Source organism: Aurantimonas sp. A3-2-R12 (assembly GCF_036016755.1).
GTDB classification, from domain to species: Bacteria; Pseudomonadota; Alphaproteobacteria; order Rhizobiales; family Rhizobiaceae; genus Aurantimonas; species Aurantimonas coralicida_A.
This window is the reverse complement of the sequence record NZ_JAYXIH010000016.1, coordinates 74,118-91,115: the sequence shown is the minus strand read 5'-3', so window position 1 is coordinate 91,115 and position 16,998 is coordinate 74,118. Positions and strand designations below refer to the sequence as shown.

Below are 16,998 nucleotides of genomic sequence, written 5' to 3'. Positions count from 1 at the left end.
GGTGGCCCGACAGATGATGCCCTCAACTCGCCTCACCACAAGTAGACCGGAGCCGCTGGAATGACGATCCCGGTCTTCACGAAACGTCTCTTTCCAATCCTGCTGGCGCTCGCCGCCGGAGCCGCGGTCATTGCCTTCATGCTGGCATCCAGAATGCCGCCCGACCGCGTCGCGGACGAAGCGCCGGCGCCTGCCGTGCGGGTGATCGAGGCGCGGCTGCTGCCGGTCATGCTGACCGCGCGCGGATTCGGGACGGCGCGACCGGCGCGGGTCTGGCAGGCGGTCGCGAGCGTCAACGGACCGATCACCTTTCGCCATCCCGGCTTGAAGAACGGCAACATCCTTCCCGCCGATACGCGCCTCTTGCAGATCGACCCGACGCGCTACGAATTGGCGATCGCCGCGGCCGAGGCCGACATGGCCGCGCTCGAGACCGAAATCAGCCAACTGAAGCAGGAGCGTTCCAATACATCCGATCTGATGACCCTCGAGCAGCGCCGGCTGGAACTGGCGACGCAGGAACTGGAGCGCGTGCGGTCGCTGGCCGCGAGCGGGACCGTGCCACGGGCGCGGCTGGACGATCAGGAGCGCGCAACGGTGCAGCAGCGCGTGGCCGTTCAAACGCTGGAGAACCGCCTGCGGCTGATTCCCAGTCAACTCGACCACCTGGCCGCGCAAAAGGCGCGCGCCGAAACCGCGCTGGCGCGCGCGGAGCGGGATCTGGAGGACACCGAGATCATCGCTCCGTTCGACCTGCGGATCGGCGTGGTCGAAGTGGAGATGGAACAGCAGGTCACACCGGGTCAGCGGCTGGTCACCGGGGACGGGATCGCGAAGGCCGAGGCGGTGGTTCAGGTTCGCCTATCGGAACTGCGCCGATTGCTGGCCACCCAAGCGCGTACCGTGCCGACGGTGCCGCTGAATCTCGGCGCGCATTTCGATCTGTCGGCGATCACGGCGGAGGTCCGTCTGGTCGCCGCCGGTGACATGAGCTGGCCCGGCCAGCTGGAGCGCATCGAAAACGAGATCGATCCGGCGACCCGCACCGTTCGCGCCATCGTCTCGGTCGACGAGCCCTATCGCGGCGCGAGTCCGCCCGAACGGCTGCCGCTGGTTCGCGGCATGTATGTCGAGGCGGTGCTGTCCTCGCCGCTGGAGGCCCCGGCCATCGTTGTGCCGATGAGCGCGGTTCATCAGGACACGGTCTATCTCGCGGATGACGAAGACCGGCTGCGCCGGGTGCCAGTCAGGATCGACCTCTCGCTGCGCGATCTGGCGGTGATCGGCGAGGGTCTCGCACCGGGCGACCGGGTGATCATCGACGACGTCGTGCCGGCGGTCGAGGGTATGCGCCTACGGCCGCGACAGGACGCGGAGGCTGAAGCCGCGCTGGCGCGGGCCGCGGCGGAGAGTGCGCCGTGATCCGCTGGTTCGCCGCCCATCCCACCGCCGCCAACCTGCTCCTGATCGTTTTTCTTGCGGCGGGCGCGATCGCCGCGCCCCAGCTGAAACGCGAGACGTTTCCCGACTTTCTGCCGACCGAGGTCAGCATCGCCGTTCTCTATCGGGGCGCCACGGCGGCCGATGTCGAGGAGTCGGTCTGCCAGCGGCTGGAGGAAGGCCTGCGCCGCGTCGATTACATGGAGGAATTTCGATGCAGCGCCGAGGACAATCTGGCGAACGCGCTTGCGAAGATGACGCCGGGCGGCACGGCGAGCCAGTTTCTGGACGACATCAAGACCGAGGTCGAGGCGATCACTGACTTCCCCGACCTCGCCGACGCCCCGGTGATCCGGGAGATGCACCGCACCGATCAGGTCGCCGCCCTCGCCGTCAGCGGGGATATGAGCTTTGACGATCTGGAACGCTACGCCGCGCAATTGGAAGACGCGGTGCTGGCTCTGCCGGACGTGGCCGATGTGATGGTCCGCGGCGTGTCGCAGCGGCAATGGCAGGTCGAGGTTTCGGCCGATCTGCTGCGCCAATACGGCCTGTCGGTGCGCGACATCGCCGGCGCGATCGGGCGACAGAACGTCGATATGCCGCTCGGGACGCTGGAGACGCCGCAAGCCGATGTGCAGTTGCGGTTCACGGATCAGCGGCGGCGGATCGCGGATCTGGCCGATCTGATCGTGATTTCAGGAAAGTCGGCGGCGGAGTTGCGCCTTGGCGAAATCGCCGAGTTGACCGACGGATTCGAGAAGGCCGAGGAAAAGATCCTCTTCAACGGCGAACGGGCGCTGGTTCTGGATATCTACAAGAGCGGCCGCACCGACGCGCTGAGCGTGATGGACCGCCTGCAGGAATTCGTCGCGCTGGAACAGGCCCGCCGGGGCGCGGCGGTGCGGCTGACCATCACCACCGACATGACCTCGATTGTGCGCGATCGACTGGTGATGCTGGTCGAGAATGGCATCATGGGGCTCGTGCTGGTGACGCTGGTGATGAGCCTGTTCTTCCGCGTGCGCATGGCGCTCTGGGGGGTGCTGGGCCTGCCGGTGGCGTTCGCCGGAGCGTTCGTGGCGATGGCGCTGCTGGGTCTGTCGATCAACATGATTACCCTGGTCGCGTTCCTGATGGCGATCGGGATCGTGATGGATGACGCCGTGGTCATTACCGACAATGTCGCGCGCTGCGCGGCCGAGGGACAGGCCCCGCTTGCCGCCGTGGTGAACGGGACGCGGGAGGTCCTACCCGGCGTGATGTCGTCATTCCTGACGACGGCGGCGGTGTTTGTACCGTTGTCGTTCCTGTCGGGCGAACTCGGCGCCGTTCTGGAGGTGGTTCCGATCGTGCTTGTGGCGGCGCTGGCGGCTAGTCTCATCGAAGCGTTCTGGATCCTGCCGCACCATCTGAAGGGCGGGCGGAAGGGACCTGAATCGGAATCGCGCCTGCGCAGGACCTTCGACAAAGGTTTCGCGCGGTTTCAATCCGGCGTCGGCGCACTGGCCGATCGGGCGATCCGCGCGCGCTACATAACGCTGGCGGCGATGCTGGCGCTGCTGCTGGGCTCGGTCGGTTTCATCGCCGGCGGCAACATCCGCATGGAGGCGATGCCCGACATCGATGGCGACGTGCTGGAGGCGCGCATTCTCATGCCGCAGGGCACGCCGCTGGCCCGGACCGAAGCCGTGGTCGAGCAGGTGACGGCGGCGCTGCTAAGCGTCGACGAAGCGCTGACACCGGATCAGCCCGAGGGTGCCGCGCTGGTGCGCTCGATCCGCGCCGACTTCAACCGCAACCTCAGCGCCGGCGAGAGCGGACCGCATGTTGCGACCGTCTCGGCCGACCTTCTGACCGCCGAAATCCGCGCGACGTCGCTCGACGATCTCACGACGCGCTGGCGCGAGGCGATCGGTCCGATCGACGGGCTGGTGAGCCTGATGATCCAGGAACCGGGGTTCGGCCCCGCGGGCGTTCCCATCGAAATCCGCCTGAAGAACTCGGACCTTAGCCGCCTCGACCGCGCGGCGGCGGAGCTGGCGGGCGAGCTTGCCACCTATGCGGGCGTCTACAACGTGATTACCGACCTGCGCCCCGGCAAGCCGCAACGACGACTGTCGCTGGCGCCGGGCGCGGCGGCCGCCGGGCTGTCGGCCGCGGATGTGGCTGAGCAATTGCGGACCGATGTCCTGGGAGACATCGTCGAAACAGTGCAGATCGGTGATCTGGACATCGACATCGTCGTCCGCCAAAGCAGGGGCGAGCGCGCGACATACGATTTTCTGACCGACACCGTAGTGATCGGACCGAATGGCGCACCCATGCCGCTACCGCAGGTGACGGAGGTCGAAGCCGCCCGCGACTGGGCCAAGATCAATCGTATCGACGGCCAGCGGACCGTCACCGTCAGTGCCCAGCTGGACCAGCGCGTCGCCAATGCGGGTGCGATCGTTGCCGATCTCCAGACGGGTTGGCTTGCCTCCCTCCCCGACCGTTACCCGGACATCGGTGTCGCGATCGAGGGTCAGGCGGCCAGCACGGCGGAAACCGGCGCGTCCATCGCGCGCGGCCTCGCGATCGGTCTGCTCGGGATCTTCCTCATCCTGTCGTTCCAGTTCCGCAGTTATCTGGAACCGGTCATCGTCATGCTGGCCATTCCCCTGGCGTTCATGGGCGCGATCTGGGGCCACGTTCTCATGGGCTACAATCTGTCGATGCCCTCGCTGGTGGGAGCTGCATCACTGGCCGGAATCGTCGTCAACAATTCCATCCTTCTGGTGCAGTTCATCAAGAGTTATCGCAGCGAAGGAATGGGCATCGAAGCCGCTGCCGGACAGGCGAGCCGCGCCCGCCTGCGGGCGATCTTGATCTCGTCGACTACCACCGCGGCCGGGCTTTTGCCATTGCTGGCGGAAACCAGCACCCAGGCCACCGCCGTCATCCCGCTGGTGATCGCGGTGGTATTCGGGCTTGTCGTCTCTACCGTGCTGGTGCTGATCGGACTGCCCGCGCTCTATGTCATCCTGGACGATCTGGGACTTGCCCAGGTCGAGACACCGGACGGATCGCAGAAGCCCGATTGAACCGCATGGCCGATTTTTAACACCGCGTCGGTCTGAAACTGCTCTTGCGTTGACAGCCTCCGGATCGAAATCCGGCGGGCTACGAAATACCGCGCTACGCTCGCCCCGCGGACAGAGCGAAATATCCCACGCTTCCCGCGCCACTCAAGGAACGAGGCCTTCGTCTGCAGACCTTCATCTTGAAAGCGTGTAGTGCAAAATTTGATGCAAATGGTGGGAAAATGCGACCGGCCTTTGGCGTAGATGCCAAACGCCAACATTTCCAATGAGGAAGGCTGGTGCGGTCGAGAAGACTCGAAACTCGATCAAAAATCACAGCGAGGGACAATATCCTCTAAAATGCGACATGGTACGAAAACCTCTACGAAGCCGGTCGTGTTCAATGTGGTGCAAATTGTATTGCAGGGTGTGGTGCAAATTCCGACGATCCGCGGCTTGGAGGATCGACGCCGTTGCATCGAGGTCTACTTCTGCTGTCCTCATAGCCCCTCGAAGCGCGGTACCAACGAGAATACGAACGGGCTGCTGCGCCAGTACTTCCCGAAGGGGACTGACCTCAGCGCGCATAGTACCGAGGCGATCGCTGCCGTAGCTGCCACCTTCAATGCAAGGCCCACGAAATACGCTCGGTTGGAAGACCCTGGCCGATGTCCTTGACCCATGGCTGCTCAAAGGTGACACGATCCATGTTGCGTTGACCGATTGAATCCGCCCAATACGTCAGCATTCGCTAAACCGAACGTCTCGCCGAAACCGTCGAGTTCGCCACCCTCGAATGGGTCGACTGGTTCAACAACTGGCGCCTTCTCGAGCCGATCGGCAACGTTCCGCCTGCCGAGGCAGAAGACGCCTACTACGCCCAGCTTGAGGCCATGCCAATCGCGGCGTTGGATTAACACCAAACAGTCTCCGGGAAACCCGGGGTGGTTCACTTCAGCCTCGGTCTTGGTGGGGAATGGACTTGCTCCGACAAATTGGAGAGCGTTTTCAGTTTATGCGGCCAGCCTCTCGAACTGAAGCGGGCTGATGAAGTCGAGCGCCGAATGGCGCCGGACGGGGTTGTAGAAGCCGTCGATGTAGCGAGCGATCGCGTGGGTCGCCTCTGCCCGGCTTTGGAAGGCCCCGCGCCAGACGAGTTCGGCCTTCANGAATGGCGCCGGACGGGGTTGTAGAAGCCGTCGATGTAGCGAGCGATCGCGTGGGTCGCCTCTGCCCGGCTTTGGAAGGCCCCGCGCCAGACGAGTTCGGCCTTCAACGTCTTGAAGAAGGTCTCTACCATCGCGTTGTCGAAACAGTTTCCCTTCCCCGACATCGAGATCAGGATGCCGTGCTTCCTCAGCTCCGCCTGGTACTCGATGGCGCAGTATTGGCTGCCGCGGTCCGCATGGTGAATGAGGCCGGCGACAGGACGCCGCACGGTGACGGCTCGGCGAAGGGCCGACAATGCCAGTTCCTTGTGAAGCCGATCGCTGGTTGCCCATCCGACGACGCGCCGGGCAAAGAGATCGATGATGACAGCGAGATACAGCCAACCCTCGCGGGTCCAGACATAGGAGATGTCGGCGCCCCACTTCTGGTTCGGCCCCGTGGCGGTGAAGTCCTGATCGAGGAGGTTCGGGGCCACCGGGAAGGCGTGCAGGCTGTCGGTCGTCCGCTTGAAGCGCCGCTTCTGCCGTGCCTTCATCCCGTTCTCGCGCATCAAACGGGCGACGCGTCGGCGGCCGATCGGCAGGCCATTGTCGCGTAGCTCATGCACCATGCGCGGGCTTCCGTAGGTCCCGCTCGACAGGGCAAAGGCCGAGCGGACATGCGCCAGCAACACCATGTCGTCGCGCTGTCGGCGGCAGGCCGGACGCTCCTTCCAGGCGAAATAGCCGCTCGGACTGACGCCGAGGACCTTGCACAAACGCTGTACGGGGAACTCCTTCTTCGCCGCATCGATGAGACGGAACCTCATCGACTTCCCTCCTTGGCGAAAAAAGTCGCGGCCCGCTTCAGGATCTCGCGTTCCTGCCGCAGGATCTCGTTCTCGCGCCGCAGTCGCTTCAGCTCTACCGCCAGATCTTCCTGCCGTTCGGGTGGTGGCGATTCCAGATCGCGCTCACGGCGTTTGTCGAGCCAGCGACGCAGCGTCGACAGCCCGATACCCAGATCCTCTGCGATCTCGCGCTGCGTTCGCCCGCTCATCTCGACCAGACGTACGGCCTCCGCCTCGAATTCCTTGTCGAACCGGCGATGTGGCTTGCCCATGGAATGCTCCTCCTTCCATCAGAAGAGCTCTCCAGTTTTGCGAGGCAAGTCCAGAAAGGTCTTTACCCGCGCAACGATCAGCAATCTCTTCGCCGAAGTCTCACAGAAGATCGACGGCTCCATGTAGACCGAGGCCTTGACGCCGTGCGGCGCACTTGCCGGACGGTGCGTGCGGGTCATCGCTGGTAGAAGAGGAATGATAGGGGCACTTACGGCGTAGCAGGGCCAGAATCGGACGGTCCTATCTCCGGTAGAAGAGGTGGCGAAGCCGACGTTCGGCTGACGACCCTACTTGGTCGCAGAGTGAAAGTCGGCAGGCTTTTTGGCGACCCATTTTACGAAGCGTGCGACCGTCTCGTTATCCGTGAGGGGCGTCCCGCCTTCTGCGTGGCGGACCAGTTCGCTCGCCGTGAAATTGGCGTCGATGGTTTCCCGGCAGATGGGATGGACAAGAACGGTGTCACGGCCACCCCGGCTTTTGGGGATCGGGTGGAAGCGGTCCACGGTCTCACCCAGCAATCGGCCGCATAGCCAGCACGGCTCCGGAGGCTCGGTATCGGTCGACTCGTTCTCAAGCCAACTCGCGTCCCGAATTTTTCGCGCCATCTCGCAGCTCCTATTGCGCAGAACATGGTGCGGCATTGGGCTGTGGCACTATCTGCATTCGGCGCGACTGATGGGCCGACTTCATGCGGTCGGTCAAGTCTCGGCGCCATTTTGTCTGGAAGGAACGTCAGCTTCTTTGAGTGATCGACCGGCGCTACAGTTTGCAATGGTCAGCGACCCGATCACCGCGCTGCCCCTCACCGACTTCCATGATGCGATTGCGGCTATCGCAGAGCACGGTCGCGTGATCCTCCTGATCGACGCTTGCCGTTCCGCCTTAACTGAAAGCTAGCTGGGTGCCCCGGAATGGTCGGCCCCCACCGAGTGGTCTGGGGCAAATCTTAGTGCATGACAGGCCTTGGCGCCAAGGCTGGCGTGGCCGGTGAAGCCGGTCCGGATGGCGAAGCGGGCCATTGCACGACCTTGGGTGCCGGTGGCCGATAGCCCAACGACGAGTGCGGGCGTTCCGTGTTGTAATGGCGGGCCAGCTTTCGATCACGACCTTGGCTTCGACCAGCGGGTAGAAGATCTCGCCGTTCAAGTGCTCCTCCCGGATTCGGGCGTTGAAGCTGTCGCAATAACCGTTCTCCCACGCGCTGCCGGGCTCGATGAACGCGGTTCTGGCGCCGGCGGCAACGATCCATTCGCGCACTGCCTTGGCAATAAATTCCGGCCCGTTGTCCGATCGTATGTGACTGGGCACGCCGCGCAGGATGAACAGGTCGGTCAAGGCATCGATGACGTTGGTCGAGTTCAGCTTGCGGTCGATCCGGATCGCCAGGCATTCCCGGGTAGGCTCGTCGATGATGTTGAGCATCCTGAACTTCCGTCCATCATGAGTGCGGGCCTCGACGAAGTCATAGATCGCAAACTGGGCGGTGCGATCGCTTCTCAATTCACCCCGGCGGCAAGGTCGCTTGACAAAAACTTCAGAAGGTGAAAAATTTTACTGACGCTGAAAAGAACCCGCGCCAACCGGACAGCGGTAATGGGAGCGAAGCATGGTCTCCAGGGCGACATTCTTGCTTCGAGACCGACTGTTGTGCGCCGTACGACTTGGACGCCGTCGCCAACTGAAGATCGACGCTGCGGCTCTCGGCAGCCGGGTGCCGCTTTTGATCTCGACTACCCGCGCGACGCCAGCGTCATGGTTCCGAACAGACGCCAGGAGACGCGGTGAGCGAAACTCGCCTGACTTGGCGGCGGCATCCGCAACGGCCTCGCTCCGACGAAATCGGAGGATCCACTTGGATGTGAAGGCGAGCGCGGGGGACTAAACAGCATGAGGCCGGCATGCCCCTAACGACACGGCCAAAGAGGAGGAGAAGCAGCCATGTATGACAAGGAAAAGGATCTGGTCGATTCATTCGTCCGCGGCCGACTGGGCCGGCGGGAGTTCCTGAAGCGGATGGGCTATCTCGGCATCGGGACCATTACCGCGTCGAGCCTGATGGCCTCGGCCGCAACCCGCGCGTTTGCGCAGGCCTCAGACTTCGACTGGATGAAGCACAAGGGCACATCGCTCAAATTGCTACTCAACAAGCATCCCTATGCCGATGCGATGATTGCCGATATTGAGGCATTCAAAGAGCTAACCGGCATGGAAGTGACCTACGACGTCTTCCCCGAGGACGTCTATTTCGACAAGGTCACCGCCGCCCTTTCGTCGGGGTCGTCCGAATACGACGCGCTGATGACCGGCGCCTACATGACCTGGACCTATGGTCCGGCCGGTTGGATCACCGATCTCAACGAATACATCAACGACCCGGCGAAGACCGCGGCGTCGTGGGATTGGGAGGATTTCCTTCCCGGCCTCCGGGCCTCGACCGCCTGGGACGGCACGCCGGGCTCCGAACTCGGCACGGGCGACGCCAAGCAGTGGTGCATCCCCTGGGGCTTCGAGCAGAACAACATATCTTACAACAAGACGATGTTCGAAAAGGCCGGTGTCGAGCCGCCGAAGGACATGCCGGCGTTGCTCGCCGCCTGCGAAAAGCTCAAGAGCGTCGATTCCAACATCTATCCGATCGGGGTGCGCGGCTCGCGTTCCTGGGCGACCATCCATCCCGGTTTCCTCTCCGGCTACAGCAATTTCGGCGAGAAGGACCTGATGAACAATGGCGGCGTTCTCAACGCGGCCATGAACACTGACGGGTCGAAGGCCTACCATCGCGACTGGGTCAAGATGATCCAGGATTACGGCCCGAAGAACTGGTCGACCTACACCTGGTACCAGGTCGGCACCGATCTCGGCGCCGGCGCCTCGGCGATGATCTACGACGCCGACATCCTCGGCTATTTCATGAATGGCGGCGACAACAAGGAAGCCGGCAACATCGCCTATGCCGCGATCGCGCCCAACCCGTCGGCAGACGCGCCGACGCCGAACGTGTGGATCTGGTCGCTGGCCATGTCCAACTTCTCCAACAACAAGGACGCCACCTGGTACTTCATGCAGTGGGCTTCCTCGAAGGAGCACGATCTCTTCGGCGCCCGCAAGATGGACTTCGTCAACCCGGTTCGCACCAGCGTTTGGAAGGACCAGGAGTTCCTCGAGCGCATCGAGTCGAAATATCCCGGCTATGTCGAGCAGTTCGAGGTGTCGTCGCCCGGCGCCAAGATCTACTTCACCCCGCAGCCGCTGTTCTTCGACGTGACCACCGCCTGGGCGGCGATGCTGCAACGCATGGTCGCCAATGAGGTGCCGGTCGACGAAGGCCTGGACCAGCTCGCCGCCAGCATCGACGAGCAGCTCCAGCAAGCCGGCCTGCAATAGGCATCCTTGGCCGCACCGTTTCTGACGGCGGCGCGGCCAATTCTTCGAAAGCGAACTGAGATCTTGTCCGGTGGAGCTTCCGCCGGCCGACGGGGAGGCGTGGAATGTCGGCAGCAGAGCCAGCAGCAGCTGAACGCGCGGGCGTCGCAGCCAGACGCAGGCGGCGGACCAACTGGCTTCCCTATCTGCTCAGTCTGCCGGCCCTGCTGGTGACGGTCTGGATTCTGATTCCCTTCGTCACGGCGGTCTATTACTCGCTGCTGCGTTACCGGCTGAGCCTGCCGCAGCTGCAGGGCTTCATATGGTTCGACAATTATTTGCAATTCCTCACGGACAGCCGCTTCTGGGGCACCGTCCAGGTCTCGCTGCTCTACACCGTGCTCACCGTCGTGGTCGAACTGCTGCTGGGCCTCGGCATCGCGCTGCTGCTGCAACGCCCGACTCGCTTCAACAACCTCGTTTCGATGCTGCTTCTGTTGCCGCTGATGGTCGCGCCGGCGCTTGCGGCACTGATGTGGAAGCTGATGACCAACCCGAATTTCGGGGTCCTGAACTATCTCGTCAGCCTCGTCGGCTTCACTGATTTCCGCTGGGCGTCCAGCCCGTCATCGGCGCTGTTCACCGTGGTCCTGGTCGACGTCTGGGTCTACACGCCTTTCATCATGGTGCTGCTCCTGGCCGGGCTTCGTTCGCTGCCCAAGCAGCCCTTCGAGGCGGCCGCTCTCGACGGGGTACCGAAGAGTTTCGTCTTCTTCCGCATCACCATGCCGATGCTGATGCCCTACATCCTGACCGCGTCGTTGTTCCGCATGCTTGAGTCGATCCAGCAATTCGACATCATCTACGCGATGACGCAGGGCGGCCCCGGCAATACGCTGACCGTCTTCCAAGTCGAATCCTATCTGCAGTTCTTCCAGTTCACCAATGTCGGCCGCTCGGCGGCCCTCCTGATGGTGCTCTGGGCGATCACCTTCGCCCTGTCGAACGTCTTCGTGAAGAACTGGCTCCGTCTGCGCGAACGCGCGCACGGCAACGTCTGAGGTCACCCGCCATGGATCACGTCAGCCCCCTCGAGCGCACGGTCAGGATCGTCCTGATCAGCCTCGTCCTGATCTTCTTCATGTTCCCGATCGTCTGGATCATCCTGATGTCATTCCAGACCAACGAGCAGGTGCTGCGCATTCCGCCGAGCCCGTTCTTCGAGCCGACGCTGGTCAATTACACGGCGCTGATCACCGGTAAGCTGCGGACCGCGGCTGGTTCCCTCGACATCGCCTTCATGAGCAACCTTTGGAACTCGGTCATTCTGTCGGTGTCCTCGGTCGCCCTGTCACTGGTCCTTGGCGTTCCCGCAGCCTATGCCTTCGCCCGCTACAAATTCCGCTTTTCCGAGGACATCGCCTTCACGCTGTTGTCCTTCAAATTCGCTCCACCGCTGCTCGTTCTCTTGCCGCTGACCCTTTATTTCCAGGCGATCGGCCTCGCCAACACCTATATCGGCCTGATCTGGGTCTACCAGCTGATCACCCTGCCGCTGATCCTGTGGATCGTGCGCGGCTATTTCGAGGATATCAGCCCGGACATCGAGGGCGCCTACCGCATCGCCGGCCATTCCTGGGCGAAGACGTTCATGAAAATCTCGATCCCCTTGGCTATGCCGGGCATCGCGGCCGCCGCCCTGCTCTCCTTCATTTTCGCGTGGAACAACTTTGTCTTCGCGCTGGTGCTGGCCTCGGCCGACAAGCAACCGGTGACCGTCGGCGCGCTCGCCTTCGTCACCGCCTCCGGCATCCAGTACGGCCAGATTGCGGCGGCGATCGTCCTGTCGATCACGCCGACCCTGGCTCTTGCCCTGTTCGCCCAGCGCTATCTCGTCGAGGGCCTGTCGCTCGGCGCGGTGAAAGGGTGATCTCATGGCCACGCTGACCCTCGACCACGTCACCAAGCGCTACGGCAAGGAAACCGTCCTCGACGACATTTCGCTCAGCGTGGCGGACGGCGAGACGGTGGCGATCTTCGGCCCGTCCGGTGCCGGCAAGACCGTTCTTCTGAGGCTGATCGCGGGGATGACGGAGCCCGAAGAAGGCGAACTCCTCATCGATGGCGAGGACATGATCGGCGTCGCCCCCGAACGTCGGGCGGTGGGCATGGCGTTCCAGAATTTCGCGCTTTTTCCGCACATGACCGCCTTCGAGAACATCGCCAGCCCGCTTCGTGCGCACCGCACGACGGCGGAGAAAGTCGCCGAGAGCGTCGATCGGATCGCCAGGCTCTTGAAGATCGATCATGTGCTCGATCATGCGCCTCGCGCGCTGTCCAACGGCCAGAAGCAGCGCACCGCCCTCGCCCGGGCCCTCGTCGCGGCGCCGAAACTGCTGCTTCTCGACGACCCGCTGCGCAACGTCGACGCCAAGTTGCGCTTCGAGATGCGGCTGGAACTGCCCAGGCTCCTCGAACGCTTCGGCTCCACCGTGCTCTACGTGACGCAGGACTATCGGGAGGCGATGGCGCTCGGCAACCGCATCGCGGTCCTGATGAGCGGCCACTTCGTGCAGGTGGGCACGCCGGAGGACATCTACGACCGGCCGGCGACCGTCGAGGTCGCAAGGCTGTTCGGCGATCCGGGCATCAACATCTTCGAATGCCGGGTCGAAGCCGGCGCCTCGGGGCCGGTGGCCGTGTTCGGCGGCAACCGTCTGCCGATCGGCCGCGAATACCAGACGGTCGTGGGAAGCGACGTCATGCTTGGCGTTCGGCCGGAGAACATCGATTTCGTCGGCTCCGGCGGTGCTGACGGCATCGCGACGCGGGTGGCGGCGCTGCTGCCGCTCAACGACCGGCTGGTGCGCCTCCTGGTCACCGATGACGGTCAGGAACTGTACGCCTCGCAGGACGCCGGTGAGATTGCCGCGACGGAGGGCGCGCGCGTCCCGGTCCGGATCGCGCCGTCCTCGATCCTTCTGTTTGACCGCGCCAGCGGTCGGCGCATCTTGCCTCAGGCCCAAAGGGAGGCGGCATGAGCGCTTCGGTATCGCTGCGCGGCGTCAACAAGATCTATGCCGCGAAGGCCAAGAACCCGATCTACGCCGTCCGCGACTTCGACATCGAAATCAAGCCTGGCGAGATCGTCGCGCTGCTTGGCTCGTCCGGCTGCGGCAAGACCTCGACATTGCGCATGATCGCCGGTTTCGAGGAGGTGACGACGGGCGAAATCCTGATCGACGGCAGACCGATCCACAAATTGCGGCCCTCGGACCGCAACGTTGCCATGGCCTTCGAGGGCTATTCACTCTACCCGCCGCTGACGCTGCGCGAGAACATCGCCTTCGCTCTGAAATCGGAGCGGCTCGACGCGGCGGAAAGCAAGCGCCGGGTCGACGATATCGCCCGGATGCTCGAACTCGGGGTCCACCTCGACCGCTATCCTTCGACCGTGTCGGCGGGGCAGCAGCAGCGGGCGAGCCTCGGCCGGGCGCTGGTGCGCAAGGCCGACGTCTATCTCCTCGACGAGCCGATGGGCCAGCTCGAGCCGCAGCTGCGCACCGTCCTGCGCGGACGGCTGAAACGGTATCTGCGCGAACACGACATGACCGCCGTTCTCGTCACCCACGACCAGACCGAGGCGAATGCGCTGGCCGACCGGATCGCCGTGATGGAAGGCGGCGAGTTGCAACAATTCGCCTCGCCGAAAGAACTGAAGGAGAGGCCCGCCAACCTTTATGTCGGCACCTTCATCGGCGAGCCGCCGATGAACGTCTACCGCGTGCGGCCCGTCTTTGCCGACGGTCGCGTTTCCTTCCGCAAGACCGGCGACGGCGGGGAAGATGGCGAAGTGCTCGGCTATTCGGCCGATGCGGTCACCGCCCCGGTGCGCGCTGCGATCCAGTCGCTGTCGGAGATCGTCATCGGCATCCGTCCCCATGACGTCCATGTCGGCGGTGGCGAGAGCCAGGCCAGGGTCGTCTCGAACCAGTGGATCGGCGACCAGACCCATCTGGAGGCGGAGTTTGCCGGCGGCGTTATCGTCGCGACCCTCGACGGTCGGTGCCCCGGAAAGGTCGGCGATGCGCTCTCGGTCGACGTGCCGGCCGAGAAGCTGCACGTCTTCGCGGCGAGCGGCGAAGCCTTGGCGCACGGTCACCGCCTTTCCGGGAGGCAGGTAGAGGGATGACGGTGGAATCGATCCTGATCGGCATCGACGCCGGCACTTCGGTGCTCAAATCCGTCGCCTTCACCACCGACGGCGAGCAGATCGCGGTCGCCTCGCGCAAGAACACGTATTCTTCGGGGGAAGGTGGCAGCGTCGAACAGGACATGGCCGCAACCTGGGCCGACGCCGTGGCGACGCTGAAGGATCTGACGGCTCAGCTCGGCGAACGGGCGACGGCGATCGCCGCGGTCGCGATCACCGGCCAAGGCGACGGCACATGGCTGATCGACGCGAACGGACTGCCCGTCGGCCCCGCTTGGCTCTGGCTCGACGGCCGCGGCGGCAAGATCGCCCGAGAATTCGCGGCAAGCGAACGACACCGGGAGCATTACGAACGCACGGGGACCGGCATCAACACCTGCCAGCAGAGCGTCCAGCTGCTGGTCATGAAGCGGCGGCATCCGGAGAGACTGGCGCGCGCGACGACCGCGTTCCATTGCAAGGACTGGCTCTATTTCAATATGACCGGCGAGCGGGCCACCGACCCGTCCGAGGCGTCGTTCACCTTCGGTGATTTCCGTACCCGCCGCTACAGCGACGCGGTGATCGGAAACTTGGGCCTCGATGGAGAGGCGCGGCTGCTGCCCCCGATCGTCGACGGCCGCACGACGTCGCATCCGCTGCTCCGCGCCGTCGCGGACGCGACCGGGCTTCCTCGCGGCGTCCCGATCGTCCTCGGCTATGTCGACATCGTCGCGACCGGCGTCGGCAGCGGCCTCGTCGGCGAGACGCCTGGCACCGGCTGCTCGATTCTCGGCTCGACCGGCGTCCACATGCGCCACGTCCGAAGCGCCGAAGAGATCGTCCTCAACGACATGCGCAGCGGCTACGTCATGCCGCTCCCCGCCGAGCAGGGCCTCGTCCAGTTTCAGTCGAACATGGCGGCGACGCTGAACATCGACTGGATCGTCGGACTCGCGTGGAAATTTCTCCAGAGCGAGGGGGTCGAACGCGATCGCGGCCAGCTTATGGCGCATCTCGACGACCGCGTCCTGGCGGCCGAGCCGGTCTCGGCCATCTATCATCCGTACATTTCGGAAGCCGGCGAACGCGGACCGTTCATGGAACCGCTGGCTCGCGCGCAATTCACCGGCCTGCACTACGGGGCCAGCTTCGACGACCTGATGCGCGCGGTCTTCGAAGGTCTCGCCTTCGCCGCGCGCGACTGCTTCGAGGGGACCGGCGGCGTGCCGCACGAGATCAAGCTCACCGGCGGCGCAGGCCGCTCCCGCGCCATGCGCCTGTTTCTGGCCAGCGTCCTTGGGTGCCCGGTGAGGACGGTCGAGCGCGAGGAAGCGGGCGCGGCCGGCGCGGCGATGATCGCCGCCGTCAATCGCGGCTTCTTTGCCTCGATCGAGGAATGCACCGCCGTGTGGACCCGAGGCCGGTTCTCGGAGCCGACGCTGCCTGACGCCGCGTTGAGGCCGCTCTATGATTCGGCGTTCGGCCTCTACCGCGAGATTCGAGAACAACTCCCGCCAATCTGGACACGACTCGCGGCGATCCGCGATCGGGCTGACCGGGCGAGGAAGGCGGCATAATGGCGACGCGCATCGCGATCATCGGCGACAATTTCATGTTGCCCGAAGTCTTCGCCGAGGCCATCACGGCGGCCAACAAGGCGGTCCCGGAGATGGTGCTGCATCGGCTGCCTTGGCCGGACGAGCCGATGGAGCATGGCTATGCCGTCCAGGGGATGGACGGCCTCAAGGAATACCAGGGCGGCGCCGAAGCGACGCTGGCGATGATCGGCGAGGCCGAGCTGCTCGTCACCCACCTCGCCCCCCTCTCTCGCGACATGTTCGCGCGACTGCCCCACCTGAAATTTGTCGCAGTCTCGCGTGGCGGACCGGTCAATATCGACATGGCGGCGGCACGCGAACGGGGCGTCACCGTGGTCAACACGCCAGGCCGCAACGCCAGTGCGGTCGCCGAGTTCACCCTCGGCGCGATCCTGGCCGAGACCCGCAACATCTCCCGCGGGCACGACGCGCTGCGCGGCGGCGACTGGCGCGGCGATCTCTATCGCGCCGACACCACGGGACGGGAACTATCGGAGATGACGGTCGGCGTGGTCGGCTACGGGGCGATCGGCACGCGGGTCGTCAAGCTCCTGAAGGCCTTCGGCTGCCGAATCCTCGTCACCGATCCCTATGTGCAGCTGTCCCCCCAGGACGCGCGGGACGGCGTCGAACTGGTCGGGCTGGAGCGGCTGCTCGACGAGTCGGACGTCGTCACCCTGCACGCCCGGGTCACCGAGGAGACCACCGGCTTCATCGACGCCGCGGCCCTCGCCCGGATGAAAAAGGACGCCACCTTCGTCAACACCGCCCGCGGGCCGCTGGTCGATTACGACGCCCTGGCCCAAGCGCTCGGTCGCGGCCATTTGCGCGGCGCGATGCTGGAAACCTTCGCCGTTGAGCCGGTTCCGGAAGATTGGCCGCTCCTGAAGCTTCCAAATGTCACGCTGACGCCACACATCGCGGGCGCATCGCTCAAGACCGTCAAGTTCGCCGCCGACCAGGCGGCCGAGGAGGTGCGCCGGTATCTGGCCGGCGAACCGCCCGTCAACCCCTGCTGACCCGCCGATCGCGCGGGAAGCATTGGCAGCAACAGGAGACACCACC

The 16,998-nt window shown here is 64.3% G+C and carries 12 protein-coding genes and 4 pseudogenes; 12 read left to right on the top strand and 4 right to left on the bottom strand.

The window, feature by feature from the left end:
- The first annotated feature begins 60 nt into the window (after nucleotides 1-60).
- The 4 genes and pseudogenes from VSX60_RS10530 to VSX60_RS10515 all read left to right on the top strand — a co-directional run.
- Nucleotides 61-1,422 carry an efflux RND transporter periplasmic adaptor subunit gene (locus tag VSX60_RS10530; protein WP_327624116.1) on the top strand — a complete coding sequence of 454 codons (1,362 nt, stop codon included), beginning with the start codon at nucleotides 61-63 and terminating at the stop codon, nucleotides 1,420-1,422.
- Nucleotides 1,419-4,526, top strand: coding sequence for an efflux RND transporter permease subunit (locus VSX60_RS10525; protein WP_327624115.1), 3,108 nt, complete (start codon nucleotides 1,419-1,421; stop codon nucleotides 4,524-4,526). The genes VSX60_RS10530 and VSX60_RS10525 overlap by 4 nt, the downstream gene beginning before the upstream one ends.
- 456 nt (nucleotides 4,527-4,982) lie before the next feature.
- Nucleotides 4,983-5,232 (top strand): annotated as a pseudogene (locus tag VSX60_RS10520) (transposase); the annotation flags it as partial.
- A gap of 43 nt (nucleotides 5,233-5,275) precedes the next feature.
- Nucleotides 5,276-5,422: pseudogene (locus tag VSX60_RS10515) on the top strand (IS3 family transposase); the annotation flags it as partial.
- 96 nt (nucleotides 5,423-5,518) lie between these two features.
- On the opposite strand, the pseudogene VSX60_RS10510 reads toward VSX60_RS10515, so the two are convergent.
- The 3 genes and pseudogenes from VSX60_RS10510 to VSX60_RS10500 form a co-directional block, all read right to left on the bottom strand.
- Nucleotides 5,519-5,671, bottom strand: a pseudogene (locus VSX60_RS10510) (IS3 family transposase); the annotation flags it as partial.
- Nucleotides 5,671-6,776 (bottom strand): IS3 family transposase gene (locus VSX60_RS10505; protein WP_327624114.1). Its coding sequence is split into 2 segments (ribosomal slippage): nucleotides 5,671-6,509 and nucleotides 6,509-6,776, totalling 1,107 coding nucleotides; the frame shifts between segments, so codons are not numbered across the junction. The gene VSX60_RS10505 and the pseudogene VSX60_RS10510, both read right to left, overlap by 1 nt.
- A gap of 288 nt (nucleotides 6,777-7,064) precedes the next feature.
- Nucleotides 7,065-7,382 (bottom strand): hypothetical protein, encoded by a 318-nt coding sequence (locus tag VSX60_RS10500; RefSeq protein ID WP_327624113.1) that lies wholly within the window; start codon nucleotides 7,380-7,382, stop codon nucleotides 7,065-7,067.
- Nucleotides 7,383-7,452: 70 nt separating this feature from the next.
- On the opposite strand from VSX60_RS10500, the gene VSX60_RS10495 reads away from it, so the two are divergent.
- Nucleotides 7,453-7,674, top strand: a complete 222-nt coding sequence (locus tag VSX60_RS10495; RefSeq protein WP_327624112.1) for a hypothetical protein — start codon at nucleotides 7,453-7,455, stop codon at nucleotides 7,672-7,674.
- 49 nt (nucleotides 7,675-7,723) lie between these two features.
- Here VSX60_RS10495 and VSX60_RS10490 read toward each other — a convergent pair.
- A pseudogene (locus VSX60_RS10490) lies at nucleotides 7,724-8,277 on the bottom strand (integrase core domain-containing protein); the annotation flags it as partial.
- A 438-nt stretch (nucleotides 8,278-8,715) separates the two neighbouring features.
- Here VSX60_RS10490 and VSX60_RS10485 point away from each other — a divergent pair.
- From VSX60_RS10485 to VSX60_RS10455, 7 genes are all read left to right on the top strand, one after another.
- A complete protein-coding gene (locus tag VSX60_RS10485; protein WP_327624111.1) occupies nucleotides 8,716-10,161 on the top strand; it encodes an ABC transporter substrate-binding protein in 1,446 nt (481 codons plus the stop codon).
- 104 nt (nucleotides 10,162-10,265) lie between these two features.
- Complete coding sequence (locus VSX60_RS10480; protein ID WP_327624110.1) at nucleotides 10,266-11,201, top strand: carbohydrate ABC transporter permease; 936 nt, start codon at nucleotides 10,266-10,268, stop codon at nucleotides 11,199-11,201.
- 11 nt (nucleotides 11,202-11,212) lie between these two features.
- Nucleotides 11,213-12,070, top strand: coding sequence for a carbohydrate ABC transporter permease (locus VSX60_RS10475; protein WP_327624109.1), 858 nt, complete (start codon nucleotides 11,213-11,215; stop codon nucleotides 12,068-12,070).
- Between the two features lie 4 nt (nucleotides 12,071-12,074).
- On the top strand, nucleotides 12,075-13,181 hold the full coding sequence (locus VSX60_RS10470) for an ABC transporter ATP-binding protein (RefSeq protein ID WP_327624108.1): 1,107 nt from the start codon (nucleotides 12,075-12,077) through the stop codon (nucleotides 13,179-13,181).
- Nucleotides 13,178-14,332, top strand: a complete 1,155-nt coding sequence (locus tag VSX60_RS10465) for an ABC transporter ATP-binding protein (RefSeq protein ID WP_327624107.1) — start codon at nucleotides 13,178-13,180, stop codon at nucleotides 14,330-14,332. The genes VSX60_RS10470 and VSX60_RS10465 overlap by 4 nt, the downstream gene beginning before the upstream one ends.
- Nucleotides 14,329-15,912, top strand: a complete 1,584-nt coding sequence (locus tag VSX60_RS10460) for an FGGY-family carbohydrate kinase (RefSeq protein WP_327624106.1) — start codon at nucleotides 14,329-14,331, stop codon at nucleotides 15,910-15,912. The genes VSX60_RS10465 and VSX60_RS10460 overlap by 4 nt, the downstream gene beginning before the upstream one ends.
- Nucleotides 15,912-16,952, top strand: coding sequence for a 2-hydroxyacid dehydrogenase (locus VSX60_RS10455; RefSeq protein ID WP_327624105.1), 1,041 nt, complete (start codon nucleotides 15,912-15,914; stop codon nucleotides 16,950-16,952). The genes VSX60_RS10460 and VSX60_RS10455 overlap by 1 nt, the downstream gene beginning before the upstream one ends.
- The last annotated feature ends 46 nt before the right edge of the window (nucleotides 16,953-16,998 follow it).